This window comes from Sulfitobacter sp. 1A10359, from assembly GCF_043558145.1.
Taxonomy (GTDB): domain Bacteria; phylum Pseudomonadota; class Alphaproteobacteria; order Rhodobacterales; family Rhodobacteraceae; genus Sulfitobacter; species Sulfitobacter faviae.
The window spans coordinates 378879-404891 of sequence record NZ_JBIFGB010000003.1 but is presented as its reverse complement, the minus strand read 5'-3'; the positions used below and the strand labels follow the sequence as shown (position 1 = coordinate 404891).

Annotated in this window: 26 protein-coding genes; 17 read left to right on the top strand and 9 right to left on the bottom strand. The window is 63.0% G+C overall.

Annotated features, from left to right (window positions below; all coding sequences use genetic code 11):
• The first annotated feature begins 37 nt into the window (after window positions 1-37).
• Both ACGYK2_RS10350 and ACGYK2_RS10345 read left to right on the top strand, forming a co-directional pair.
• The gene (locus ACGYK2_RS10350) at window positions 38-634 is read left to right on the top strand and encodes an HD family hydrolase (protein WP_271688654.1); all 597 of its coding nucleotides are present in this window, start codon (window positions 38-40) and stop codon (window positions 632-634) included.
• Window positions 631-1110 (top strand): GNAT family N-acetyltransferase, encoded by a 480-nt coding sequence (locus tag ACGYK2_RS10345; RefSeq protein ID WP_271688653.1) that lies wholly within the window; start codon window positions 631-633, stop codon window positions 1108-1110. Before ACGYK2_RS10350 ends, ACGYK2_RS10345 begins: the two co-directional genes overlap by 4 nt.
• Here ACGYK2_RS10345 and ACGYK2_RS10340 read toward each other — a convergent pair.
• Both ACGYK2_RS10340 and ACGYK2_RS10335 read right to left on the bottom strand, forming a co-directional pair.
• A complete protein-coding gene (locus ACGYK2_RS10340) occupies window positions 1107-1661 on the bottom strand; it encodes an ActR/PrrA/RegA family redox response regulator transcription factor (RefSeq protein WP_067268317.1) in 555 nt (184 codons plus the stop codon). The genes ACGYK2_RS10345 and ACGYK2_RS10340 overlap by 4 nt on opposite strands.
• 46 nt (window positions 1662-1707) lie before the next feature.
• Entirely contained in the window at window positions 1708-2322 is a 615-nt protein-coding gene (locus ACGYK2_RS10335) for an SCO family protein (RefSeq protein ID WP_271688652.1), read from the bottom strand.
• 99 nt (window positions 2323-2421) lie between these two features.
• Between ACGYK2_RS10335 and regB the strand changes: the two genes are divergently transcribed.
• From regB to ACGYK2_RS10280, 11 genes are all read left to right on the top strand, one after another.
• The gene (gene regB, locus ACGYK2_RS10330; protein ID WP_271688651.1) at window positions 2422-3813 is read left to right on the top strand and encodes a sensor histidine kinase RegB; all 1392 of its coding nucleotides are present in this window, start codon (window positions 2422-2424) and stop codon (window positions 3811-3813) included.
• Between the two features lie 85 nt (window positions 3814-3898).
• Complete coding sequence (locus tag ACGYK2_RS10325; protein WP_271688650.1) at window positions 3899-5425, top strand: PAS-domain containing protein; 1527 nt, start codon at window positions 3899-3901, stop codon at window positions 5423-5425.
• A 56-nt stretch (window positions 5426-5481) separates the two neighbouring features.
• Window positions 5482-5955 (top strand): tRNA (adenosine(37)-N6)-threonylcarbamoyltransferase complex ATPase subunit type 1 TsaE, encoded by a 474-nt coding sequence (tsaE, locus tag ACGYK2_RS10320; protein ID WP_271688649.1) that lies wholly within the window; start codon window positions 5482-5484, stop codon window positions 5953-5955.
• Window positions 5952-6965 carry an aminoglycoside phosphotransferase family protein gene (locus ACGYK2_RS10315; protein WP_271688648.1) on the top strand — a complete coding sequence of 338 codons (1014 nt, stop codon included), beginning with the start codon at window positions 5952-5954 and terminating at the stop codon, window positions 6963-6965. The genes tsaE and ACGYK2_RS10315 overlap by 4 nt, the downstream gene beginning before the upstream one ends.
• Window positions 6938-7630: a nucleotidyltransferase family protein gene (locus tag ACGYK2_RS10310; protein WP_271688647.1), complete on the top strand. Its 693-nt coding sequence runs from the start codon at window positions 6938-6940 to the stop codon at window positions 7628-7630. Before ACGYK2_RS10315 ends, ACGYK2_RS10310 begins: the two co-directional genes overlap by 28 nt.
• Window positions 7623-10580: a double-strand break repair protein AddB gene (gene addB / locus ACGYK2_RS10305; RefSeq protein WP_271690013.1), complete on the top strand. Its 2958-nt coding sequence runs from the start codon at window positions 7623-7625 to the stop codon at window positions 10578-10580. Before ACGYK2_RS10310 ends, addB begins: the two co-directional genes overlap by 8 nt.
• Entirely contained in the window at window positions 10577-13948 is a 3372-nt protein-coding gene (gene addA / locus ACGYK2_RS10300; protein ID WP_271688646.1) for a double-strand break repair helicase AddA, read from the top strand. Before addB ends, addA begins: the two co-directional genes overlap by 4 nt.
• A gap of 36 nt (window positions 13949-13984) precedes the next feature.
• Complete coding sequence (gene trxA, locus ACGYK2_RS10295; protein WP_007118424.1) at window positions 13985-14305, top strand: thioredoxin; 321 nt, start codon at window positions 13985-13987, stop codon at window positions 14303-14305.
• Between the two features lie 198 nt (window positions 14306-14503).
• Window positions 14504-15064, top strand: a complete 561-nt coding sequence (gene hslV / locus ACGYK2_RS10290; protein ID WP_067623712.1) for an ATP-dependent protease subunit HslV — start codon at window positions 14504-14506, stop codon at window positions 15062-15064.
• Window positions 15061-16362 (top strand): ATP-dependent protease ATPase subunit HslU, encoded by a 1302-nt coding sequence (gene hslU / locus ACGYK2_RS10285; RefSeq protein ID WP_271688645.1) that lies wholly within the window; start codon window positions 15061-15063, stop codon window positions 16360-16362. The genes hslV and hslU overlap by 4 nt, the downstream gene beginning before the upstream one ends.
• 38 nt (window positions 16363-16400) lie before the next feature.
• The gene (locus ACGYK2_RS10280; RefSeq protein ID WP_271688644.1) at window positions 16401-17618 is read left to right on the top strand and encodes an MFS transporter; all 1218 of its coding nucleotides are present in this window, start codon (window positions 16401-16403) and stop codon (window positions 17616-17618) included.
• On the opposite strand, the gene ACGYK2_RS10275 is transcribed toward ACGYK2_RS10280, so the two are convergent.
• Genes ACGYK2_RS10275 through ACGYK2_RS10265 form a run of 3 tightly spaced genes read right to left on the bottom strand, consistent with a single transcriptional unit; the run spans window position 17615 to window position 19889 of the window.
• Window positions 17615-18199, bottom strand: coding sequence for a Smr/MutS family protein (locus tag ACGYK2_RS10275; protein WP_271688643.1), 585 nt, complete (start codon window positions 18197-18199; stop codon window positions 17615-17617). The two genes, ACGYK2_RS10280 and ACGYK2_RS10275, sit on opposite strands and share 4 nt — an antisense overlap.
• Window positions 18196-19188, bottom strand: a complete 993-nt coding sequence (locus ACGYK2_RS10270; RefSeq protein ID WP_271688642.1) for a murein transglycosylase A — start codon at window positions 19186-19188, stop codon at window positions 18196-18198. The genes ACGYK2_RS10275 and ACGYK2_RS10270 overlap by 4 nt, the downstream gene beginning before the upstream one ends.
• A 41-nt stretch (window positions 19189-19229) precedes the next feature.
• Window positions 19230-19889, bottom strand: coding sequence for a Tim44/TimA family putative adaptor protein (locus ACGYK2_RS10265; protein ID WP_271688641.1), 660 nt, complete (start codon window positions 19887-19889; stop codon window positions 19230-19232).
• A gap of 104 nt (window positions 19890-19993) precedes the next feature.
• Here ACGYK2_RS10265 and ACGYK2_RS10260 point away from each other — a divergent pair, with 104 nt between their 5' ends.
• Both ACGYK2_RS10260 and secB read left to right on the top strand, forming a co-directional pair.
• Window positions 19994-20491 carry an FxsA family protein gene (locus tag ACGYK2_RS10260; protein ID WP_271688640.1) on the top strand — a complete coding sequence of 166 codons (498 nt, stop codon included), beginning with the start codon at window positions 19994-19996 and terminating at the stop codon, window positions 20489-20491.
• A gap of 65 nt (window positions 20492-20556) precedes the next feature.
• Window positions 20557-21039 (top strand): protein-export chaperone SecB, encoded by a 483-nt coding sequence (secB, locus tag ACGYK2_RS10255; RefSeq protein ID WP_067267736.1) that lies wholly within the window; start codon window positions 20557-20559, stop codon window positions 21037-21039.
• Between the two features lie 3 nt (window positions 21040-21042).
• On the opposite strand, the gene dnaQ is transcribed toward secB, so the two are convergent.
• The 4 genes from dnaQ to ACGYK2_RS10235 are packed head-to-tail and all read right to left on the bottom strand — an operon-like array spanning window position 21043 to window position 23744.
• Window positions 21043-21732, bottom strand: a complete 690-nt coding sequence (dnaQ, locus tag ACGYK2_RS10250) for a DNA polymerase III subunit epsilon (RefSeq protein WP_271688639.1) — start codon at window positions 21730-21732, stop codon at window positions 21043-21045.
• A complete protein-coding gene (gene coaE, locus ACGYK2_RS10245; RefSeq protein WP_271690012.1) occupies window positions 21725-22318 on the bottom strand; it encodes a dephospho-CoA kinase in 594 nt (197 codons plus the stop codon). Before coaE ends, dnaQ begins: the two co-directional genes overlap by 8 nt.
• Window positions 22315-23148 (bottom strand): shikimate dehydrogenase, encoded by an 834-nt coding sequence (locus ACGYK2_RS10240; RefSeq protein ID WP_271688638.1) that lies wholly within the window; start codon window positions 23146-23148, stop codon window positions 22315-22317. Before ACGYK2_RS10240 ends, coaE begins: the two co-directional genes overlap by 4 nt.
• The gene (locus ACGYK2_RS10235) at window positions 23145-23744 is read right to left on the bottom strand and encodes a nucleoside triphosphate pyrophosphatase (protein ID WP_271688637.1); all 600 of its coding nucleotides are present in this window, start codon (window positions 23742-23744) and stop codon (window positions 23145-23147) included. Before ACGYK2_RS10235 ends, ACGYK2_RS10240 begins: the two co-directional genes overlap by 4 nt.
• Before the next feature lie 406 nt (window positions 23745-24150).
• On the opposite strand from ACGYK2_RS10235, the gene ACGYK2_RS10230 reads away from it, so the two are divergent.
• Entirely contained in the window at window positions 24151-24600 is a 450-nt protein-coding gene (locus ACGYK2_RS10230) for a CopD family protein (protein WP_067267858.1), read from the top strand.
• 124 nt (window positions 24601-24724) lie between these two features.
• On the top strand, window positions 24725-25996 hold the full coding sequence (rho, locus tag ACGYK2_RS10225; protein WP_067267859.1) for a transcription termination factor Rho: 1272 nt from the start codon (window positions 24725-24727) through the stop codon (window positions 25994-25996).
• Window positions 25997-26013 lie beyond the last annotated feature (17 nt).

The following is a 26013-nucleotide window of genomic DNA, read 5'->3' as shown; positions in this document are numbered from 1 at the left end:
TTTGTTCCCAAGGCTCACGAGGTAAGGACTCCCGCGAATGGCGCAGAAACCACGCGCATGGCAAAGGATGCTGTCAGGTCGGCGACTTGACCTGCTCGACCCCACGCCGGTCGATGTCGAGATCGAAGACATCGCCCATGGTCTGGCCTTTGTCGCACGCTGGAACGGGCAGACACGGGGCGACTATGCCTATTCGGTGGCCGAACATTCGCTGCTGGTGGAAACGATTTTCGCCCGCATCGCCCCCCGTGCGCCTGCGAAATGGCGCCTCGCCGCGTTGCTGCATGATGCGCCGGAATATGTGATCGGCGACATGATCTCGCCCGTGAAGGCCGCGGTCGGGCCGGATTATCGTGCCTTGGATGAGCGGTTGACCACGGCGGTGCATGTCCGCTTTGGCCTTCCCGCCAGCCTGCCGGTGCGGGTCAAGCAGCAGATCAAAAAGGCCGACCGCATCAGCGCTTGGATGGAGGCCAGTCAGATCGCAGGCTTTTCCGAGGCCGAGGCGACCCGTTTCTTTGGCCGCCCTGATGCCGCGCTGATGGAAGGGCTGAACATCCTGCTGCGCCCGCCGGTCGAGGTACGGGCCGAGTTCACTGAACGCCACGAGGCGCTGCTGCGCGAAATGGCGTGATCCACATCCGCCGCGCCGGGGCGCTTGATACCCGCGCCCTGGCCGATTTGCTGAATGCGATCATCGCCGAGGGCGGCACCACCGCCATGGTCAGCCCCGTCAGCCCGCGTGAGTTGCAAGGCTGGATGGCCGCGCCCGACAGCGCGTGGCATCTGGCGGAAGACGGGCGCGGTGAGATCAAAGGCTTTCAATACATCGAACCCCACCCCGACCTGCCCGAAGGCGGTGTGGACGTCGCAACTTTCGTACGGTTGGGAGAGACGGGGTTCGGCATCGGCTCGGCCCTGTTCAAACAGACCAAAGAGGCCGCGCGTGACCTAGGCTATGCCCATATCCACGCCATCATCCGCGCCGACAATCAGGGCGGGCTGGCCTATTACCAAAGCCGCGGCTTCGAGGATTCCAGACGGCTGCCAAACTGCACATTGGCGGATGGCACCCGCGTTGATAAAATCTGGAAACGGTTCGAGCTTTAGCGCGGCGAGCGTTTTGCCAAGATGCGCTGCAAGGTCCGCCGGTGCATGTTCAGCCGCCGCGCGGTTTCCGAGACGTTGCGATCACAGAGTTCATAGACCCGCTGGATATGCTCCCACCGCACGCGATCCGCGCTCATCGGGTTTTCCGGCGGTTCGGGCAGGTCCCCTCCGGTGGCCAAAAGCGCATTCACGATGTCATTGGCGTCGGCGGGTTTCGACAGGTAATCCGTCGCCCCGGATTTCACCGCCGCCACCGCCGTGGCAATCGCACCATAGCCCGTCAGCACGACGACCCGCGCATCGGCGCGTTTGTCGCGCAGCACTTCGACCACGTCGAGCCCATTGCCATCCTGAAGCCGCAGATCGACCACGGCAAAGGCCGGGGGGCGCGCGGTGGCGATGGCTTTGCCAGCCGCGACGGACCCTGCGGTTTCCACCTCAAAGCCGCGTTTCTCCATCGCCTTGGCCAAGCGGCGCAGAAACGGCTCATCGTCATCGACCAAAAGCAAGCTGCGGTCCGCGCCTAAGTCAGAAATATCCTGCATCAACATCCCCTCTCAAAGGCTAATATGGGGCGGCCAAGGCGGCGGGTCAATTTCAGCGTTGATCCAGAAAACAACCGATGCTGTCGGCCATCTCTTCGGGCCGTACTTCACGGCGGAAAAAGTCGACGACGCCTTCTTCGGGCATGACCAGATAGCTGAAGGTCGAATGATCGACGAGGTATTCACCATTCTCGTCCGCCGGGTGGGCCTTGTAGTAGGTGCGGTAGGCTTGGCTGGCGGCTTTGATTTGCTCGGGCGAGCCGGTCAGCCCGACCATACGCGGGTGCATCACCTCGGCAAAATCACCGACCACTTCGGGCGTGTCGCGCGCAGGGTCAACGGTGATGAAGACCGGCGTGATGCTCTGGCCGCGCTCATCCAGAATTTCGGTCGCCGCGGCGTTGCGGTCCACGTCCAGCGGGCAGACATCGGGGCAGGAGGTATAGCCGAAATAGAGCAGGGCAGGCTCCTTGATCACATCGGCATCGGTCACGGTTTCGCCCGCACTGTTGACCAGTTCGAACGGCCCGCCAATATCGCCGCCCGCCACTTGGCTTGACCGGCAGGTGGCATAGGGATCGTCCTCGCCCCGCAGCACCACAAAAGCCGTCCCGGCCAGAAATACAGCCGCGACCCCTGCCGCGCCAAATGCAATCATTCGTTTCATGTCAGTCCTCCGCCGTGCTGGCCGGTCTTGATCGTGTTTCGCCGCAGACCTACGCTAGATGGCAGGTGATGCAAGACGCAATAAAGTGATGGGGCTAAGATGACGCAGGCAAATATCCGGCCCCTCGATGGGCGCACCCGTGCCAGTTGGATCCGCCTGCGCACGATGATCCTGCTGCGCTGGTTCGCCATCGCCGGACAGTTGACCGCCGTCACCGTGGCGCAATGGGCGTTTGGGCTGCAGCTGGCCTTTGGCCTGTGTTACCTGACAATCGGGGCCTCGGTGGTGGGCAACCTTGTCGCGGCCTTCGTCTTTCCGCAGAACAAACGCCTGTCGGAGCGCGAGAACCTCGCCATGGTGCTCTTCGACCTGCTGCAACTGACCGCGCTTTTGGCGCTGACGGGCGGGCTGCATAATCCCTTTGCACTTCTGCTGCTGGCCCCGGTGACGATCTCGGCCACCGCGCTCAGCCTGCGCTCGACACTGGTTCTGGGCGGCACCGCGATTATCGCGGCCTCGGTGCTGGCGCTGTGGCATCTGCCGTTGGTGACGCAATCAGGCGATGTGCTGCGACAGCCCGGCATCTTCGTCTTCGGGCATTGGGCGGCGCTGCTCATCGCCATCGTTTTTACCAGTGCCTATTCCCGGCGCGTCACGACCGAGGTCCACTCCATGGCCGACGCGCTCTCGGCCACGCAAATGGTACTGGCACGGGAGCAGAAGCTCTCGGACCTCAGCGGCGTCGTTGCCGCCGCCGCCCATGAATTGGGAACGCCGCTTGCCACGATCAAACTGGCCAGCACCGAACTTCTGGGCGATCTGGAAGACCGCCCCGATCTGGCCGAAGACGCCGCGCTGATCCGCGATCAGGCCGACCGCTGCCGGGATATCCTGCGCGACATGGGCCGCATCGGGAAAGACGATCTGCACATGCAGCGCGCGCAGCTGACCGCCGTGGTGAAAGAGGCCGCCGAGCCGCATCTGGAGCGCGGCAAGACGGTGATGTTTTCCGACAATCCGATGGCCCGAGACCCGGCCCGCGCCCCGACGATCCCGCGTAAGCCCGAGATCATCCACGGGCTGCGCAATCTGGTGCAGAACGCCGTGGATTTTGCCGAAACCACGGTTTGGATCGAAACCGAATGGTCCGCCGAGGATATCTCGGTGCGGATCATCGACAACGGGCCGGGCTTCCCGCCGCAGCATCTGGGCCGGATCGGCGACCCGTTTTTGCGCCGCCGAGGAGGTGCATCGAACGAGACGACGCGGCCCGAATATGAGGGCATGGGGCTGGGGCTGTTCATCGCCAAGACCTTCCTCGAACGCTCCGGCGCGCGGTTGCGCTTTGCCAATGGATCGGACAGCGGTTGGCTGCGCGGGCTGCCCCCCGCTGGCAGCGGCGCTGTGGTCGAAGTCGTCTGGCCACGCCGCCTGCTGGACCTTGGCCCCGATGACAGCGTGATGGGCGAGAACCAGCGTCTGACGGCCTGACGGCGGGATTGGCGCGTTTGTTAACCCACCGTTAACCATTGGGGCTCAAAATAGGGCGTCGCATTTGCCGAAAGGGGTCTCCGTCATGGCATTGCCGGATGTCATCATCGTGCTTGCCGCCGCCTCCGTCACCGCGCTGGCCGCTCTTTGGTGGCTCGGCTCGGCTGCGGGCCGACCGGCGGCGGCCCCCCCCGGCATCGATGATATGAGCCTGCTGTTCGAAGAGGGGCAGTTGGTTCATGGCTCCGACAACGCGCTGACCCGCTTTGCCCTCGCACCCGGCTACCACCATTGGGAGGATATTCGCGATGCGCTGCTGTCGCGGTTTCCCGAATTCCCCCGCACGCCCCGGCATGGGGCCACCGGCAAGCTGACCCTCAGGGCAGAGGATGGCGACAGCCCGTCGGAGCTGCGCATCACATGGCGCGACGCGCTCTGTTGGTTGCACCTGCCCCAGACCCGCGCGACCGAAGAGATCACGGAAGAGACGTTTCAGAAACTCGCCGCCCTGCGCCGGGCCAGCGAGACCAGCCCGAACCCAGCGTGGCAGACCGATGCCGCAGGCCGCATCATCTGGCACAACCGGGCCTACGGGGCCCTGAAACGCAAGGCTCCGGCCGATCCTGAATGCGGCGGCGCCGCATTGTTCAGCACGCCCTCGCCCGAACATCCCAACCGCGTATGCCTGCGCTGCGGCGACGGGGACAAACCAGATTGGTACGCGCTGACCACCACGACAGAGGACAATGTGCAGGTCTACCACGCCACCTGCATCAACGCCGTGGTCGCCGCCGAAGAGGCGCAGCGCAACTTCGTTCAAACCCTTGCCAAGACCTTTGCCCATCTGTCCATCGGGCTCGCGATTTTTGACCGCAACGGGCAGTTGGCCCTGTTCAACCCTGCCCTGGTTGACCTGACCGCCCTGCCCGCCCCCTTTCTCAGCGCCCGACCGACGATGGTGTCCTTTTTCGATCAGCTGCGCGAAAGCCGCCGCATGCCGGAGCCGAAGAATTACAAGAATTGGCGTCACGAAATTGCCGAAGTTATCGCCGCCGCAACCGATGGCCGCTATCAAGAGACTTGGTCGCTGGAGAACGGCCAGACCTACAGCATCCGGGGCCGGCCCCACCCCGATGGCGCCACCGCTTTCCTGATCGAAGACATCACCGCCGAAGTGACCCTAACCCGCAATTTCCGGGCCGAACTTGAACAAAGCCAAAGCCTGCTCGACACGCTCGAAGATGGTTTCGCCGTCTTCTCTGCCTCCGGCGTGCTGACCTTTTGCAACGCCGCCTATCGCGCCCGGTGGAAACAAGACCCGGACAAAAGCTTTGCCGAAATCACCGTCAACGATGCGATCCGTGTCTGGCAGGAAATGTCGGCGGCCAATCCGCTCTGGCCCGATGTTGTGGAATTCGTCATGGGCAGGGGCGACCGCGCGGGTTGGAACATGCCCATCTACCCGCATCAGGGCGCGCCGCTTTCTTGCGAGGTCTCGGCCATCGCATCGGGTGCCACGCTCATACGCTTTCGTCCGATCCCCGTCGGCGCGGACCGGTCGGAGCCTTCCAACGCTCCTTCGGCGGGCGACCGGCGGCAACCCTCCAACTAGGTCGCTCCCAGCCGCTTTAATCTTGCGGCTGCGCGTCGGGACGCTAAGCATGGGGCATGTCCGACGATACCCTTTCCCTCCTGCTCAGCGGCCCCGATGACACCGCTGAGCGCGCCCGGCAACTGGCCCGCCGCCTGTCTCCCGGCGATGTCATCCTGCTCAGCGGCGATGTCGGCGTGGGCAAGACCCATTTCGCCCGCGCGCTGATCACCGAATTGCTCGACCACCACGAGGATATCCCCTCGCCCACCTTCACCTTGGTGCAGACCTATGACACGGCAAGCAGCGCGATCTGGCACGCCGATCTCTACCGGCTGACCTCCACCCATGAGATTGAGGAGCTCGGGCTGATCGACGCCTTTCACGATGCAATCTGTCTTGTGGAATGGCCGGATCGGCTGGGCCCGCTCGCGCCCGCCGACGCGTTAGAGATCAGCCTTAGCCCCGGCACCGAAGAAGACAGCCGCAGGCTGACCGCAGAATGGTCCGGCGGCGATTGGGCCGAGAAGCTGGCGGCGTGGCGCAAATGACCGAACGCGCCGCATTGATCGAAGGTTTTTTGCAAACCGCGGGCTGGGCCGAAGCCTCCCGCAAGCTGCTGGCGGGCGATGCCTCCAACCGGCGCTATGACCGGTTGCGCAAAGCGGATGGCGCGCGCGCCATCCTGATGGACGCCCCACCGGAACGCGGAGAAGACGTGCGACCCTTCCGTCACGTCGCCGCGCATCTGGCAGGCTGTGGCCTCAGCGCGCCCGAGATTTACCATGCGGACAATGACAACGGTCTGCTGCTGATCGAAGACCTTGGCGATGACCTCTTTGCGCGGCTCATGGCGGCGGATCCGGCTCGGGAACTCCCCCTCTACCGCGCGGCTGCTGACGTTTCGGTCAAACTGCACGCCGCCCCCCTGCCGGAACTGCCGATTTGCGATGCCGATTGGCTGACTGATATGGCCTCCCCCGCCTTCGACTTTTACGCGCCCACAGGCGGGCAGAGCGCAAACGCCGCTTTCGCGCAGGCTTTCCGCCCCCTCGCCGCAGCGTTGGATAACAGCCCAAAAGTCGTGATCCTGCGCGACTACCATGCCGAGAACCTGCTCTGGCTGCCAGAGCGCGAAGGGGCGGCGCGGGTCGGTTTGCTGGATTTTCAAGACGCGCTGCTGGGCCACCCGGCCTATGATCTCGTCTCGATCCTGCAAGACGCACGCCGCGATGTGCCCCGGTCGGTAGAGGCGCAGATCATCGACGATTACCTTGCCCAAACCGGACAGGCGGAAACCCCCTTCCGCCGCGCCTATGCACTGCTTGGCGCCCAGCGTAATCTGCGCATTTTGGGGATCTTTGCGCGCCTCAGTCTGCGCGATGGCAAACCACATTACGTCGATCTGATCCCCCGCGTCTGGCAGCATTTGCAACATAACCTGCGCCATCCCGCGCTTGCCGATGTGGCGGAGGCAATCGCAGGCGTGCTGCCCCCGCCGACCCCCGAATTTCTGGAGCAACTGAAAAGCCAATGCGCGACAATCCCGACGCCATCATGATGTTCGCGGCCGGGTTCGGCACGCGTATGAAACATCTCACCCAGAACCAACCCAAGCCCATGGTGCCAGTCGCGGGCCGCCCCTTGATTGACCATGCGCTCGACCTTGCCCGCGGGATTACGCCTGCGCGGATCGTGGCGAACCTGCACTACCTGCCCGACCAGTTAGAGGCACATCTGAAAGCGCAGGATGTGCAAACGGTGATCGAAACGCCCCAGATCCTCGACACCGGCGGCGGGCTCCGCAACGCGCTGCCGCTGCTGGGGTCAGGGCCCGTTTTCACCATGAACAGTGACGCGATTTGGGCCGGGGCGAACCCGCTCGAAATGCTCCGCAATGCATGGGATCCGGCACGGATGGACGCGCTTTTGATGACCGTGCCGTTGGAAAACACCCTTGGCCATGGCGGCACGGGCGACTTTACCCGCACCGCGGATGGCCGCCTGCAACGGGGGCCGGGCGAGGTCTATGGCGGGGTGCAGATCATCAAGACCGACCTGCTGGCCGATATCGAAGCCGAGGCATTCTCGCTCAACCTGTTGTGGGACATGATGCTGGCACGCGGGACGCTGTTTGGCCTGCCCTATAGCGGGCGCTGGTGCGATGTGGGGCACCCGGGGGGTATTCCCCTTGCCGAAAGCCTCTTGGCAGGTGCCGATGTTTGAGCCGCAGGACAGCCCCCGCGTCTTTGGCCTTGCCCCCGGTGTCGACTTCCCGCGCGGATTGGTGCGCGGGCTGTGCGACCGGTTGGAGAATGGCCCGCCCGAGGCGATGGCCCGTGTCGAGTTGCTGGTGAACACCAACCGCATGGCACGTCGGCTGCGCCATGATTTCGACGCGGGTCCGGCAGGCTTCTTGCCGCGCATCCGGCTGATCACCGACCTCGATGCATTGGCCCCCGGCATCGCGCTCCCCGCTCCGACACCGCCGCTGCAACGGCGGCTGGAACTCATTCAACTCGTGTCGCGCCTGCTGGATGCCGCACCCGATCTCGCGCCGCGCGCCTCGCTCTATGCCCTGTCGGATAGTTTGGCGGGGCTGATCGACGAAATGCAGGGCGAAGGCGTCTCGCCCGAGACGGTGGCCGGGCTGGACGTTGGCAACCTCTCTGCCCATTGGGAGCGGGCGCAGCGGTTCCTCGCCATCGCGCATGACTATCTGGGCCAAACCACCACCCGCCCGGATGCCGAGGCACGGCGACGGCAGTTGGTCGCCCGGATCATCGCCCGCTGGCAGGACGCGCCACCGCAGCATCCGGTGATCCTCGCCGGGTCCACCGGCTCGCGCGGGACAACCGCGTTGTTGATGGAGGCCGTGGCCCGCCTGCCGCAAGGCGCGATCATCCTGCCGGGGTTCGATTTCGAGATGCCGACCGCCGTTTGGAATGAGTTGGATCAGGCGCTTCTGGCCGAGGATCACCCGCAATACCGCTTCCGCAAGCTGATGAATATGCTCGGCGTGGCGCGTGGCGCGGTCGCCCCGTGGTGCGAGATGCCCCCGGTATCGACCGCCCGCAACAAGCTGGTGTCGCTCTCGCTTCGGCCTGCGCCCGTCACCCATGCTTGGCTGAACGAAGGGCCGAAGCTGGAAGACCTGCAAGGTGCCACCGCCGACATTACCCTGATCGAAGCGCCCACCCCACGGGTCGAGGCTTTGGCCATCGCGCTGCGCCTGCGCCAAGCTGCCGAGGATGGTGTGAAGGCCGCCTTGATCACCCCCGACCGGATGCTCACCCGGCAGGTCACCGCAGCGCTCGACCGGTGGGGCATTCTGCCCGACGACAGCGCCGGGATGCCGCTGCAACTCTCCCCGCCGGGGCGGTTCTTGCGCCATGTGGCGGCGCTGTTTGTCCGAAAACTGGATGCCGAAGCGCTGCTGACCCTGTTGAAACACCCGCTGACCCACAGCGGCGCGGGGCGCAATTTCCACCAGCTCTATACCCAGCGCTTGGAGGCTGAGATCCGCCGCTACGGTCTGCCCTACCCCGACGCCGAAGGCTTGGCCGAGATTGCAGAGCGCGCCGCGAAGCGGATGGAAGACCCCAGCGGGTTCCGCGATTGGGTCGCTTGGCTGGGCGAGGTTTTCCCCGGCCATGACACTCCCGGAGAGCGGCCCCTGCCCGAATGCGTCGCCGCGCATCTGGCGCTGGCCGAAAGGATCGCCGCCGGGCAATCCGCCGATCCCGACCACCTGCTTTGGCAGCAAGGCGCGGGCATCGCGGCCGAGGCGGTGATGGCGAACCTCACGGAACATGCCCCCCACGGCGGGGCGATGAACGCCGCCGATTATGCCGATCTCTTGGGCGCGCTCTTGGCCCAAGAAGAGGTGCGCGAGGCCGATACCCCGCATCCCGATATCATGATCTGGGGCACGATGGAGGCACGGGTGCAGGGGGCCGAGCTGGTCATCCTTGGCGGTTTGAACGAAGGCACATGGCCCGAAGCGCCGCCGCCCGATCCGTGGCTCAACCGTCAAATGCGCGAGAAAGCCGGGCTGCTGCTCCCCGAACGGCGCATCGGCCTGTCGGCACATGACTATCAACAGGCCATCGCCAGCCCCGAGGTTTGGATCACCCGCGCGATCCGCTCGGACGAGGCCGAGATGGTGCCGTCACGCTGGCTGAACCGCTTGGGCAACCTGCTGGGCGGCTTGGGCGACACCGGCGGGCCGGAGGCGTGGAAGGCCATGCAGCAGCGCGGCAACCACTGGCTGGATCAGGTGCGCGCCTTGGAAGCGGTGGAGCGCACCGCCCCGGCCACGCGCCCCTCGCCCCGCCCACCGCGCGCGGCGCGCCCCCGCAAGCTGTCAGTGACCGAGATCAAGACGCTGATCCGCGATCCTTACGCGATCTATGCCAAACACAGCCTGAAACTGCGCCCGATCAACCCGCTGGTGCAATCGCCCGATGCGCCGGTGCGCGGCATCGTCCTGCACCGCATCATGGAAGATTTCGTCAAACTGGTGGCCCGCGATCCGGCACGGCTGACCCGCGACACGCTGATGCAAGTGGCCGCCGAGGTGCTGGAGGAAGAAGCCCCCTGGCCCGCCGCCCGCGCCATGTGGCTGGCCCGTATCGACCGGATCGCCGATTGGTTCATCGCCCGCGAAAGCCAACGCGCCGCATTCTCCAGCCCCGTCGCCTTCGAACAGGGCGCGCGGGGCAGCTACACCTTTGCCGACCTCGGCTTTACCCTCAGCGGCTTTGCCGACCGGATCGACCAGACCGATGACGGCGATGTGCTGATCTACGACTACAAAACCGGCACGCCGCCCGGCAAAAAAGAGCAGCGACTGTTCGACAAGCAACTCTTGATCGAAGCGGCGATGGTCGAACGGGGCGGTTTTCCCGAGGTGGGCGTGGCCCATGTGGCCCATGCCGCCTTTATCGGGTTGGGGTCAAAACCTGTCGAAGTTCCCGCCCCGCTGGACGAGGAGAACCCGCAAGAAGTGCTGGCCGGTCTGCACGCGCTGCTCTCGCGCTACCTCGATGAGGGGCAGGGCTTTACCGCGCGGCGGATGGTGCAAAGTGATGCCTTTGCCGGAAACTTTGACCAACTGGCGCGGTTCGGGGAATGGGATGGCACCAGCCCCGCCCGACCGGAGGATCTGGAATGATGCGTGATTTCAACGATGCCACCCGCGCCCAAATCGAAGCGGCGCGGCCCGATGCCTCCACTTGGCTGACGGCCAACGCGGGCTCGGGCAAGACCCGCGTGCTGACCGACCGCGTGGCGCGGCTGCTGCTCGACGACGTGGAGCCGCAGCACATCCTTTGCCTGACCTATACCAAAGCCGCTGCCTCGGAGATGCAGAACCGCCTGTTCAAACGCTTGGGCGAATGGGCCATGCTGAAAGACGCGGCACTGCGCAGCGCCTTGGCCGATCTTGGCGTTCAGGGCGAATTGACACCCGAGCAACTGCGCAATGCCCGCACCCTTTTTGCCCGCGCGATCGAGACGCCCGGCGGGCTGAAAATTCAGACCATCCACTCTTTCTGCGCGGCCCTTCTGCGCCGCTTCCCGCTGGAGGCACAGGTCAGCCCGCAATTCACCGAGATCGAAGACCGCGCCGCCGATCTGCTGCGGGCCGAGATCGTCGATGAGATGGCCGAAGGCGAAGACGCCCCGCTGGTCGCCGAGATTGCGCGGCACTACACGGGCGAAGATTTCGCCAGCCTCACCCGTAGCATCGTAGGCCAGCGCGATGCCTTCAGCACGCCCCGCTCTTGGCACGAGATCCTAGCGCTTTTCGCCCAGCCCGAAGACCTGACCGAAGACAAGATCGCGGCCTCGGTCTTCCTCGGCAGCGAAGCGGCGATGATGGCCGATATCATCCCCCATCTGCTGGCGAAAGGCGGCAATGACGGCAAGGCGGGCGCGGCGCTGCAAGAGATTGACCGCTATGATCTGTCCGCCTTGCCCCAGCTAGAAAACATCCTTCTGACCGGCAGCGGCGCCAAGGCGCCCTTCACCGCCAAGATCGGCAGTTTCCCGACCAAGCCCACGCAAAAGGTTATCGCCGACCAGATGCCGCAGCTTGAGCAGTTGATGCAGCGCGTCGAAGATGCCCGCGAAGCGCGGCTGGCGCTGAAGGCGGCGCGCAAATCCTATGTGCTCCACCGTTTCGCGGCCCGTTTTCTGGACCGCTACGCAGATGAGAAGCAAAAACGCGGCTGGCTCGACTTTGACGATCTGATCCTCAAAGCCCGCGCTTTGCTGACCGACAAGGCCGTGGCCGCTTGGGTGCTGTTCCGCATCGACGGCGGCATCGACCATATCCTTGTCGACGAGGCGCAGGACACCTCGCCCCGGCAATGGGACGTGATCGAACGGCTGACAGATGAATTTTACTCCGGCGCCGGGGCGCGTAACGAGGTGGATCGCACCCTCTTCGTCGTGGGCGACAAGAAGCAATCGATCTACTCTTTCCAAGGCGCGGACCCCGAAGAGCTGGACCGCAAAGGCACGACATTCGAACAGAAGATCGGTGAGGCCGGGCAGTTTTTCCAGCGCCGCAGTCTTGCCTATTCCTTCCGCTCCTCTTCGGCGATTTTGCAAGCGGTCGATGGGGTTTTCGACCCCGCGATCCAGACCGGCTTTACCAATGACGGCCATATGGCCTTCAAAGATCGCCTGCCCGGCCGCGTCGATCTCTGGCCCTTCATCGAAAAGGCAGGCCCTGACGAGGAAGGCGATTGGACCGATCCCGTCGACCGACGCAGCGCGCGGCATCACACGGTGCAACTGGCCGAACGCATCGCCCGGCGCATCAAGGAGCTGACGACCGAGGAGCATTACCTCCCCGATGACAGCAGGGGCGGCTTGGCGCGGCGGCGCATCCAACCGGGGGATTTCCTGATCCTCGTGCAGCGCCGCTCGGCCCTGTTTTCTGAGATCATCCGCGCTTGCAAGGCGGCGGAACTGCCCATCGCCGGGGCCGACAGGCTCAAGGTCGGGGCCGAACTGGCGGTGCGCGATCTGGCGGCGATCCTGTCCTTCCTTGCAACGCCGGACGACGACCTATCGCTTGCCACCGCGCTGAAATCGCCACTTTTCGGCTGGTCGGAACAAGAGCTTTTCACCCTCGCCCATTACCGTAAAGAGGATCACCTCTGGCAAGCCCTGCGCAACCAGACCGAGGCCCACGCCGCCACCCTCGCCATGCTGCGCGACCTGCGCGGGCGGGTCGATTACCTGCGCCCCTACGATCTGATCGAACGCATCCTCACCCGCCACGATGGGCGGCGCAAACTGCTCGCGCGGCTGGGGCCAGAGGCCGAGGATGGGATCAACGCGATGTTGAGCCAAGCGCTGTCTTACGAGCGCGGCACGGTGCCCAGCCTGACCGGGTTCCTGCAATGGATGCAGACCGATGATCTGGAAATCAAACGTCAGATCGACAGCGCGTCGAACCAGATCCGGGTGATGACGGTGCATGGTGCCAAGGGTCTGGAAGCGCCGATTGTGATCCTGCCTGACACCGGGCGGCGCGATGTGACGATCAAGGATGAGATCATCACCGTTGACGGCACCCCCGTCTGGAAAGCCCCGGCGGATGACATGCCCCAGCCCATGCGCGCCCGGCTGGACGAGATGAAAGAGGCCGCGCTGCAAGAACGGCTTCGCCTGTTCTATGTCGCCATGACGCGGGCCGAGAAATGGCTGATCGTGGCCGCGGCGGGGGAATTGTCGAAAGATGAATCCTCTTGGTATCAGATCACCGCAGCCGCTCTGGCCCGGCTCCGGGCCGAGCCTTTGGGCGACGATGGCACGCTGCGCTATCAACAGGGCGATTGGGATGCGCTCGACATCATAGAGACGCCTGAGAAAACCATCACAACGCCCAGGTTAGACCCTGTTTTCACCCGCTCCGCCCCCTCCCCCAAGGGAGAGGACAAGACCCTGTCGCCCTCGGATCTCGGCGGAGCCAAGGCGCTTGCTGGTGAGGCCGGGCTCGATATGGACGCTGCGTTGAGCTATGGCACGCTGGTTCATGAGTTGCTGGAACATCTGCCACTGATGGGCGCGGATGCCCGGGAAGTCTTTCTAGAGCGGTTGGCCCGCACACACCCCGCCGAGATGATCGCCCGCGCGGAAGATGAGGCGGAAGCGGTGCTGAACACCCCTGCCCTCGCCCCGCTGTTTGCCGAGACAACCCTCGCCGAAGTGCCCGTGACCGGCAGCCTCGGAGACCAGCGCCTGCATGGCACGATCGACCGTTTGGTGATTGCGGAGGATCGCATCCTTGCCGTCGATTTCAAGACCAACCGCGTGGTCCCCGGCACGGCTGAGGCCTGCCCCGACGGGCTGCTGCGCCAGATGGGGGCCTATGCTCATATGCTGCGCCAAATCTACCCGGATCGGCAGGTTGAGACGGCCATTCTATGGACCGCGACCCCCGCGCTTATGGTGTTACCCAACGATATCGTGACAAATGCCCTGCGTGCCCTGCCATATCTTGACGCCACTGCCGCGCATTCATAGGTTCAGGCCTCAACCCATTCCTGTCAGGAGAGCATCATGGCAACCGTCGCAGTCACCGACGACACTTTCGACGCCGAAGTCAAAAATTCGGACATTCCGGTTCTGGTCGATTTCTGGGCCGAATGGTGCGGCCCGTGCAAACAGATCGGCCCTTCGCTGGAAGAGCTGTCGGATGAAATGAACGGTCGCGTGAAGATCGTCAAAGTCAACGTCGACGAAAACCCGAACTCGCCCGCCCAAGTCGGCGTGCGCGGTATCCCGGCGCTGTTCATCTTCAAGGACGGGCAGGTCGTGTCCAACCTCGCCGGTGCGCGCCCCAAGGCGGCCCTGCAAAGCTGGATCGAAGAATCCATCTAAGGCCAACGCCTTAGGCATTGAGTTACGAAAACGGGCGTCCTTCGGGGCGCCCTTTTCATTGGGGCAAAGCCGCTGGCCACTTCACCGTAAGCGTGCCCCTGCCTCACAAGCGTCGCCCCTGCCCCCCGCGCAACCGGCGCTGCCCTTGTCCTGCCCTGCCACGGGGGCCATATAGAGCGCCAAGCGACAGGAGGCCCCATGGCACAGAACGACGATTTCCCCGGTTGGCACGGGACCACGATCATTGGCGTCAAAAAAGGCGGCGAAGTGGTGATTGCCGGTGACGGACAGGTCAGCCTTGGCCAGACCGTGATCAAAGGCACCGCGCGCAAGGTGCGCAAGCTCAGTCCCGGCGGCTATGACGTGGTGGCGGGGTTTGCGGGCTCCACCGCGGATGCCTTTACCCTGCTGGAACGACTTGAGGCCAAATTGGAAGCGACACCGGGTCAATTGGCCCGTGCCAGTGTCGAATTGGCCAAGGACTGGCGCACCGATAAATACCTGCAAAAGCTCGAAGCGATGCTGATCGTGACCGACGGCAAAGACCTGTTGGTCATCACCGGCGCGGGCGATGTGCTGGAGCCGGAGCATGAGGTCGCCGCCATTGGATCGGGTGGGAACTATGCCCTCGCCGCCGCGCGCGGCATGATGGACAGTGACCGGGACGCCGAAACCATTGCCCGTGATGCCATGGCGATCGCCGCCGACATCTGCGTCTACACCAACGGCAAACTCACCGTGGAGAAAATCACCGCATGACCGACCTGACCCCCCGCGAGATCGTGTCCGAACTGGACCGCTATATCATCGGCCAGAACGACGCCAAACGCGCCGTGGCCGTGGCCCTGCGCAACCGCTGGCGCCGCAAGCAATTGAGCGATGACCTGCGCGACGAAGTCTACCCGAAGAACATCCTGATGATCGGCCCCACCGGCGTCGGCAAGACCGAGATCAGCCGCCGCTTGGCGAAGCTCGCCCGCGCGCCCTTCATTAAAATTGAGGCGACGAAATTCACGGAAGTCGGCTATGTCGGCCGCGACGTGGAACAGATCATCCGTGATCTCGTGGACAGCTCCATCGCCATGACCCGCGAGTTCATGCGCGAAGACGTTAAAGCCAAGGCCGAACAGGCCGCCGAGGACCGTGTCATCGACGCCATCGCCGGCACCGATGCCCGCGACGGCACGCGCGAGATGTTCCGCAAGAAGCTCCGCGCAGGCGAACTCGATGACACGATGATCGAGCTTGAGGTCGCCGAGACCTCTAGCCCCTTCCCGATGATGGACATTCCCGGCCAGCAAGGCATGGGGATGATGAACCTCGGGGATATTTTCGGCAAAGCCATGGGCGGCCGCACCACCAAGAAACGCATGGCCGTGGCCGATAGCTATGAAGTGCTGGTGGGCGAAGAGGCAGACAAGCTGCTCGACGACGAAGCCGTGAACCGCGCCGCCATTGAAGCGGTCGAGCAGAACGGCATCGTCTTCCTTGATGAGATCGACAAGGTCTGCGCCCGTTCTGACGCGCGCGGTGGCGATGTTTCCCGCGAAGGGGTGCAGCGCGACCTGCTGCCGCTGATCGAAGGCACCGTCGTTTCGACGAAATATGGCCCGGTGAAGACCGACCATATCCTCTTCATCGCCTCGGGCGCGTTCCATATCGCCAAGCCTTCGGACCTTTTGCCCGAGTTGCAGGGCCGTCTGCCGATCCGCGTCGAACTGCGGGCGCTGACCGAGGATGATTTCGTCCGTATCCTGACCGAGACCGACAATGCGCTGACGCGGCAGTATACCGCCCTGATGGGGACCGAGGAACTGACCGTCACCTTCACCGAAGAGGGCATCGCGGCACTGGCCAAGATCGCGGCCGAGGTCAACACCTCGGTCGAGAACATCGGCGCGCGGCGGCTTTATACGGTGATGGAACGGGTCTTCGAAGAAGTCTCCTTCGACGCGCCTGATCGCTCGGGGCAAGAGATCACCGTCGATGCGGATTTCGTTGAAAAGAACCTTGGCGAATTGACCCGCTCCACCGATCTCAGCCGCTACGTTCTTTAGGGCTTTCCTTTCTTCCATGCCCCGGCGATGAAGGGGGCATGGAATACCTCGCATTTCTGCGGCGCAACTGGCTGTTTCTGCTGGCCGGTTTCCTGCTGACCTTCACCTCATCCTATGGACAAACCTATTTCATCTCGCTCTTTGCGGGGGCGGTGAAGGGCGACTTTGGCCTAAGCGACGGCCAATGGGGCGGCATCTATACCGTCGGCACGACGTTGTCGGCCATCAGCATGGTCTGGGCCGGGGTGCTGACGGACCGCTTTCGCGTACGGGTGCTGGCCCTTGGCGTGATGCTGGCGCTGGCGGGGGCCTGTCTGGCGATGGCGGCGGTGCCGAATTGGATTGCGCTGATCTTTGTCATCTACGCATTGCGGCTGACCGGGCAGGGGATGATGTCTCAGCTTGGGCAGGTCGCCATGGTGCGCTGGTTTGAGGCATCGCGCGGCAAGGCGCTTTCGCTGTCCTCAATGGGTTTCGCCGCTGGCCAGGCGTTCTTGCCGGTGATCTTCGTGGCCCTTTTCGCCAGCTTTCACTGGCGCAGCCTTTGGGTACTGGCCGCGGTGCTGGTGCTACTGACAATCCCGGTGATCCTGATGCTGCTGCGGCAAGAGCGCACCCCGCAAAGCATGGCCGATCAGGCGCAGCGCGCGGGTATGAAAGGGCGGCATTGGACCCGGGCCGAGATGTTCCGTTCGGGCCTGTTCTGGATGATTATCCCGCTGGCCATCGGCCCCGCGGCATGGGGCACGGCCCTGTTCTTTCAGCAGGTGCATCTGACCCAAGTGAAGGGATGGGCCTTGGTCGAATTCGTGGCTTTGATGCCGGTCTATACAATCTCGGCGGTGGCCTCGACCTTCCTCTCGGGCTGGGCGATCGACCGTTTCGGCGTCAGCCGCGTTGTGCCTGTGATGATGCTGCCCTTTGCCCTGTCATTCGCGGTGCTCGCCTATGCCGACACGCTGTGGATGGCCGGGATCGGCTTGCTGATTTTCGGCATGGGGCAGGGGATGCAATCCACCGCGCCGGCGGCCTTCTGGGCCGAGTATTTCGGCACCCGCCATGTGGGGTCGATTAAAGCGGTCGCCGCCGCGCTGATGGTCTTTGGCTCGGCCATCGGGCCGGGGGTGACGGGGCTGTTCATCGACTTGGGCGTCGATTTCCCGCAGCAGATGCTGCCCATCGCGCTTTATTATCTGATCGCCGCAGGCTTGGCCGCATGGGCGATTGCGCGCTACAAACCGCTGCTGTGCGGTTAACGGTTGCGCCGCAGGTAGACGTAATAGGCCCCGCCGCCGCCGTGGCTGACATGGGCCTGCGCGACCTGTAGCACGAGACTGCTGAGCGGTGGCATCGACAGCCACTGCGGCACCTGATGGCGCAGCACGCCATCGCGCACAGGGATCGGGCCACCGTCATCGCGCCGCTTGCCCTTACCGGTGATCACCAGCACCAGCCGTTTGCCCCGGGCATGGGCATCTATGATGAAACCATTGAGCGCCGGATGCGCCCGGTCGAGGGTCATGCCATGCAGGTCGATCCGGCCCTCGGGCCGCAGCTTGCCACGTTTGAGCTTTCCGTAAGCCTTGTGGTCCATCTGAACCGGCGCAGCTTTCATCTGTTCGGCCAACGTCGGGCGCAGGTCATTGCTGCGCTTTTTCATGTTGGGCTGCGGCTTGTTGCCCTGCAGGGCGATCTTGGCGCGCCGAACCTGCGGCGGGGCAGGGGCGGGGGCGTCGATCTCGGGCGTGAACAGCTTATTCAACTCCAGCTTCTCGGTCCGCTCGGTCACCCGGCGCCAAAGTTCGAGATCATCTTCGTTCAAGCGGCGCCGTTTCATATCGCGCTCTCCGGCAGGAAGGCATAGGCGCGCTGGATCGGCATCAAAACCACCATCCGCCCCGGATCGCGCAGACGACCCGCCGCGCGGCCCGCTTTGTCACCGGTGCCAAAAAACACATCCGCACGCTGCGCGCCCTTGATGGCCGAGCCTGTATCCTGCGCGACCATGAGACGGCGTAGAGGCTCCTTCCCGTCCTTCTCGATCCAGACCGGCGCGCCGAGCGGCACATGCGATGGGTCGACCGCGATGCTGCGCATGGCAGTGATGGACCGGTTCATCGCGCCCAGCGGCCCCTTGTCGGCGGGCACGCGGCTGACCTCGCGAAAGAATACGTAAGAGGGATTGTGATAGAGCAGTTCCCGGCCATCTTCGGGGTTGCGACGCACCCAGTTCTTGATGACATCGGCGCTGACCTGATGCGCCTCATAGACCCCGCGCCGCACTAATTCGACCCCGACCGAGCGGTAATCATGGCCATTCGCGCCGCGATAGCCCACCCGCAGATAGCTGCCATCGGGCAGGCGAATACGGCCAGAACCCTGAATTTGCAGAAAGAAAAGCTCTACCGGGTCATCGACCCAAGCGATCTCAAGCCCGCGGTCGCGCATCACGTCGCCATCTAGGATCTCGCGTCTGGTGAGCCAGGGGCGGATCTGCTCGGCCTCGGGGGGCATGGCGTAGATGGGATATTGAAACCGGGCAGAGGGGTAGAGATCGCCGTCCAATTCAGGTTCGAAATACCCGGTGAAAAGCGCGTCTTTGCCGTCTTCCATCAGAACGGGGCGAAAGAACAATTCGAAAAACTGCCGGGGGTCGGGGCCATCTTTGGCCAGCTTGCAGAGCGCGCGCCAATCGACATCTTTCATGTCGCCGCAGGTGCTAGTGAAAACCTCGAAGGCAGCGGCGTGGTCATCTTTGGCCCAGCCCTCAAGCTGGTCGAAATCCATGACAGTATAATGCACCTCTGCTGCGGACGGCGTGTTCATCGACACACCGCCCAACAGCGCAAGAGCGCCAAGCGCACGCGCTACCCGTCTGTGGAAACCAACAGCCAATTCGGATCGTCCGAGCCCATGACACGGGCGAAGACCCATGTATCTTTTTGGCGTTTGATTTCTTTGCTGCTGCCCTCGACAATCTCGCCCTCGCGGTTGCGAACCTCCGAGGTCAGCTCGCCGACGAAGCGGATGGTGAGTTCGGCTTCTTTCGTGGTCTCGTCCATCTTGGCGTCGATCAGTTCCATCTCGCGCACGCCGATGAAAGTCGCCTCGATCGTTAGACCTTGATCCTCCCGCGCGGCGACGCCGTCAACAAAGCTTTCATAGACGTCATCGGCCAGAAACGGCTGAATTTCCGCCAAATCGCCCCGCTCATAGCCCATGACGATCATCTCATAGGCGCCACGCGCGCCTTGCAGGAAATCGCTGACGCCAAAGGACGGCTCGACCCGCTTCATCTCGGCCAAGGCCTTGCCCGAGGGGCTGTCTTCGGGAACGTGGTCGGTGATATCGAGATCCGGGCCACCTTCGATCACTTCAAACGCGGGGCCGCTGCGGGCGCTTGGCGTTTGATCGGTCACCGGGGGCTTTTCAAAACCCTCACGCGTGCCGAGCACGTTTTTCAGCCGCAGGATCAGGAATACGGCGATACCGGCAAGCACCAGAAGCTGTATCAGGGGAGAATTCATCGAAACCTCATTCAGGGGTGGCATGGAAACATGCGAGTTAAGCTCTTATGTAGGTGTTCGACCGGGGCAAGTCCACTCTGCCCCCAGCGAAAGGACCCCGCCACATGTGGCTATTGATCGCATTTATCGCCGTGCCTCTGATCGAGATCACGCTTTTCATCCAAGTCGGTGGCGCCATCGGCCTTGGCTGGACGCTGGCCGTGGTGGTTTTGACCGCCATTTTGGGCACATGGTTGGTGCGGTCTCAGGGCGCGCTGGCGCTTGGGCAGTTGCGCAGTTCCTTCAATGACTTGCGCGACCCGACCGAGCCTTTGGTGCATGGCGCGATGATCCTGTTTTCCGGCGCGCTGTTGCTGACGCCGGGGTTCTTCACCGATGCTGTTGGCTTTGCCTTTCTGGTGCCGCGCTTTCGCGCCGCCGCCTATCGCGCGATCCGCGATCGGGTGAAGGTCCAAAGCTTTGGCACCCCCGGCGGCATGGGGCAGCGGCCCGGTCCGCAACGCCGCGGCGATCCGCGCGGTGATGTGATCGACGGGGATTTTCACGAAATTCCCGAACAGCCGCGCCAGACCAAGGGCCCCTCGGGCTGGACTAAGGATTGAGCGGCCCGTGCCGACCTGTTAAGTCCGGGTAGATTTAAGAAATTCACCACAACAGGACACAGAAAATGGCAGAAAACGAAACCGCACAACCCAAGCAACCGCAGATGCGCGTGCTGGGCCAGTTCATCCGCGACATGTCGTTCGAAAACATCATGGCGCAGAAGGGTGCCCCGGCGGATGTACAGCCCGACGTGCAGGTTCAGGTCAACCTCGACGCGAAAAAGCGTTCGGGCGAGAACCAGTATGAAACCGCGATCAAGCTGAACATCACCTCCAAAGCGAAAGACGGCGACGCGACGCTTTTCGTGCTGGAAATCGACTATGTCGGTATCTTCCAAGTCGAAAACGTGCCGGAAGAGCAGATGCACCCCTATCTGCTGATCGAATGCCCGCGCATGATCTTCCCCTTCCTGCGCCGCATCGTCAGCGACGTGACCCGTGACGGTGGCTTCCCGCCGCTGAACCTTGAAAACATCGACTTCCTTTCGCTGTACCGCAACGAAGTGGCACGCCGTCAGGCCGAAAACCCGCCAAAAGCCGACGCCTAAGCGTCAGCCAAGCTGTTTCCACAGCGCGTCGTCGCCCAGTTTGCCGACAAATTCGGCATGGGCGGCGGCTTCGGCCTCTGTCAGACGCGAGGGCAGGGGCGTGGGCCGCGGTTTCGGGGTCCAGCGCGTCTCCGGCTCGCCCGTCTTGCGCTCCGGCGCCGAGGACAGCGCGAAGTCCGGCTGCCGCCCCCCAATCAGTTCCAAATAGACTTCGGCCAAGATCTCACTGTCGAGCAAGGCGCCGTGCAGCGTCCGCGAGGTGTTATCAATCCCAAAGCGGCGACAGAGCGCATCAAGCGAAGCGGGTGAGCCCGGAAAGCGTTTGCGCGCGATCTCGAGCGTGTCGAGCGCTTGTTCCCACGGGATCTGCGGCAGGCCCATCCAGCGCAGTTCGGCGTTCAGGAATTTGATGTCGAAGGCGGCGTTGTGGATGATCAGCTTTGAATCGCCGATAAAGTCGAGAAACTGCCGCCCGATCTGCGCGAACTTGGGTTTGTCGCGCAAAAAGTCATCGCCCAGCCCGTGCACCTGAAAGGCTTCCTCGGGCATGGAGCGTTCGGGGTTGATGTATTGGTGATAGGTCTCGCCCGTGGCCATGTGATTCATCAGCTCGACCGCGCCGATCTCGACGATGCGGTCGCCGCTTTCGGGGTCAAAGCCGGTGGTTTCGGTATCGAGCACGATTTCACGCATGGCGCAGTCTTTCCCTGATGTCGCGGATCACCGCCCGCACCTGCGCGCGGGCATGGTCGAGCGTGTCGGTCACTATCACATAGTCCGAGCGGGCGCACTTCTCTTCGGCGGGCATTTGCTTGGCGCGGATGGCGTCGAATTGCACTTCCGTCATCGTGCCACGCGCCAGTACCCGGTCGCGCTGGACCTCTGCCGGGATCGTCACGCAGGCCACGGCGTCCATCGCAGCCTCGCCGCCGGTTTCGAACAGCAGCGGAATGTCCAGCACGGCAATGTCGCTATCCGCCTGCGCCAAAAACGTCGCCCGGTCTACGGCAACCAGTGGATGCACGATGGCTTCGATCCGGGGCAGGGCGGTCGAATCGGCGGCGATGATCTCTTTCAATGCGGCACGAGAGACGCCGCCGCCCTCGATCGCTTCCGGGAAAGCCGTCTGCATCGGCGCCACGGCGGCCCCGCCCGGGGCATAAAGCCGGTGCACCGCCGCGTCGGCATCCCAAACGGCGCAGCCTTCCTCGGCGAACATCTTTGCCGTGGTCGATTTACCCATGCCGATGGAGCCGGTGAGCCCGAGGTGAAACATCAGCGCAGCACCGCCGTTCGCGTGGCGCGGTCGACCTCGGGCCGCTGGCCGAACCAACGCTCGAACGCCGGGACCGCCTGATGCAACAACATGCCCAGCCCGTCGACCGTGACGCAGCCCATATCCTCAGCCGTCTCAAGCATATGGGTGCGCAGCGGAGCGTAAACGAGATCTGTCACCACCGTGCCGGGGCGCAGCCCATCCAGCGGCACCCGCAAGGCGCCTTTGCCGATCATGCCGAGTGATGTGGTGTTCACCAACAAACTGGCGTGATCGATCATATTGCCCGCTTGCACCCAATCGACGACTTTCACTCTGCCGCCGAAATCGCGCTGCAACTGCTCCGCCCGGACGCGGGTGCGGTTTGACAGGCAGATCTCAGGCACACCAGCATCCAAAAGCGCCGAGACAACCGCCCGCGCCGCGCCCCCCGCGCCCAAGACCGCCGCCGGTCCGGCCTTCGGATCCCACTCCGCCGCACCGGCTTTGAGGTTTTCGATGAAGCCGTAGCCATCCGTATTATCCGCGTGAATTTTGCCATCGGCGCGAAAGATCAACGTATTGGCCGCGCCGATCAGAGTGGCCCGGTCAGTGATGAGATCCGCGATCTCCATCACCGCTTCTTTATGGGGGATCGTCAGGTTCACCCCAACAAAGCCCATCTTGGGCAGCGTTCTCAGCACCTCTTCCAGATCATCGGGGGCGACATCAAGCGGCACATAATGCCCGGCGATGCCATAGGTCTCCAGCCAATGGCGATGCAACTGCGGGGATTTGGAATGCGCGATGGGCGATCCGATCACACCGGCGAGGGGGATTTTGGGCAGGCTCATGTCTTGAGGTCTCCGCGCAGCGTCAGGAAATTCAGCAGTTCAAGAAATGGCATACCGAGGACGTGAAAGTAATCCCCCTCAATCTGGGTGAAGAGCCGCACGCCTTCCTCTTCCAGCTTGTAGCAGCCCACCGCGTGGCGAATGCTCTCCCAGTTTCGCGCGACGTAGTCTTCTATATAAGCGTCGCTTGCGTCACGCATCCGCAGCCGCACCTGACCGACGTGCCGCCACAGGGGTTTACCGTCTTCATAAAGCACCGCGGCGGAGAGCAGGGAATGCCGATCCCCGCGCAGACGGTGAAGCTGCGCGATGGCTTCACCCTTATCACGCGGCTTGTGCAGCATCTCGCCGCGATGGTCCAACACCTGATCGCAGCCCAGAACCAACGCGCCAAAGTGCTTTTCGCTCACTTTACGGGCTTTCATCTCGGCCAAGGTATCGGCGATGTCGCGCGGCTTGGCCTCCTCGGCCCGCAGGGCGGCGGTTATCATCTCTTCGTCGATCTTGGCCGGGATCACCTCATGCGGGATCGCGGCCTGCGCCAAAAGCTGCGCCCGGATCTCCGAGCCGGAGGCGAGGATGATTTTCTGCGGCATGTGGATAACCCTGTGATGATCTGGCGCAAATCTTGAGGATTTGTTCTGCGAGATAAAAGTTGACAGCACAAGCCCGCAGATCTCGCCCTGAGTCGCGGTTTTTGTCGCCGATTCCCACCCCGATGAATAGGGATAAGCCGCTTGTGCGTATAACCACGAGACTTCACCGGTTATCCCCGCTTTGATACATTTTGTCCCCCGGAAAATACGCCAGCAAGATCTTGAGAAAGTTCGACATTCGCGAATCGGGGCCGGCTTATCCACAGGGGGCCGCGAAGTTTGTTCACCTGTTGATAAGCGGCGGTATAAATCATTAATCCACAGGATTCAGGCGCCCTACAATCAACTACATCTTTTCTCTTTTCTTATTTATTAAGAAAGAAGCACGCACACCGGAGCCTTCCCCATGTTCGATCTTCTCAGCCTCGCTTATCCATGGATCAAAGCGCTCCATATCGTGTCGGTCATCAGTTGGATGGCGGCGCTCTTCTACCTGCCGCGCCTCTTCGTGCATCATGTCGAACAGGCGGGTTCCGCCGGGCGGATGCACGAGACTTTCGCGATGATGGAATTCAAGCTCGCTCAGTTCATCATGCGGCCCGCGATGATGGCGACATGGGTTTTCGGCCTCGCCCTCGTTCTGACGCCCGGAATCGTGGATTGGACGATGATCTGGCCATGGACCAAGGGGGCCAGTGTCATCGCCATGACGGTTTTCCACGTTTGGCTGAAAAAACAGGTCAAATCCGTCGAAAGCGGTGACAGTACCGTCACGGGCCGTCAGTTCCGTCTTTTGAACGAAGTGCCGACGCTGCTGATGATCGTGATCGTCTTCTCAGTGGTCGTGAAATTCTGAGGCAATTGACTCAAGCCGCGCTGCCGCCTATATCTGCGCCACTGTCCCGTCCGGGGCGGTTTCTGCTTGCCACATTCAAATGATCGACCAGCCCGCATTCTGCTGCGGCTGAACAGGATGCTCCATGACAACCGAAACGCTGAACCTCGCTGATCTCAAGGCGCAGACGCCGAAAAACCTGCTCGCCATGGCCGAAGAGCTGGAGATCGAAAACGCCTCGACCATGCGTAAAGGCGAGATGATGTTCCAGATTCTCCGCGAACGTGCGGATGACGGTTGGGAGATCTCGGGCGACGGCGTGTTGGAAGTGCTGCAGGACGGATTCGGTTTTCTGCGCTCTCCCGAAGCGAACTACCTGCCGGGCCCCGATGACATCTACGTCTCGCCCGACATGATCCGCAAATGGTCGCTGCGCACCGGGGACACCATCGAGGGGCTGATCAAGGCGCCCGATGACACCGAACGCTATTTTGCGCTGACCGAGGTCACCAAGATCAACTTCGAGGCGCCCGAGAAGGCGCGCCACAAGGTCGCCTTCGAAAACCTCACCCCGCTTTACCCCGACGAGCGTCTGACGATGGAGGTTGATGACCCCACGATCAAGGACCGCTCGGCGCGGATCATCGATCTGGTGTCCCCCATCGGCAAGGGCCAGCGCTCGCTGATCGTCGCCCCGCCGCGCACCGGTAAGACCGTGCTGCTGCAGAACATCGCTAACAGCATCGAGAAAAACCACCCCGAGTGCTACCTGATCGTCCTGCTGATCGACGAACGGCCCGAGGAAGTCACCGACATGCAGCGGTCGGTGAAGGGGGAGGTTGTCTCCTCCACCTTCGATGAGCCGGCAACCCGTCACGTCGCCGTTTCCGAGATGGTCATCGAGAAAGCCAAGCGCCTTGTCGAGCACAAGCGCGACGTTGTCATCCTGCTCGATTCGATCACCCGTCTGGGCCGCGCCTTCAACACCGTGGTGCCGTCCTCGGGCAAGGTCCTGACCGGTGGTGTCGACGCCAACGCCCTGCAGCGCCCGAAGCGTTTCTTTGGTGCCGCGCGGAACATCGAAGAGGGCGGATCGCTCACCATCATCGCCACCGCGCTGATCGACACCGGCAGCCGCATGGACGAAGTGATCTTTGAAGAGTTCAAGGGCACCGGCAACTCCGAGATCGTTCTCGACCGCAAGATCGCAGACAAACGCGTCTTCCCGGCTATCGACATCCTCAAATCCGGCACCCGGAAAGAGGATCTTTTGGTCGACAAGGTGGACCTGCAAAAAACCTTCGTCCTGCGCCGCATTCTCAACCCGATGGGCACCACCGATGCCATCGAATTCCTGCTCGGCAAGCTCAAGCAAACCAAGTCGAACTCTGACTTCTTCGACTCCATGAACACCTGAGTTATTTCATAATAACA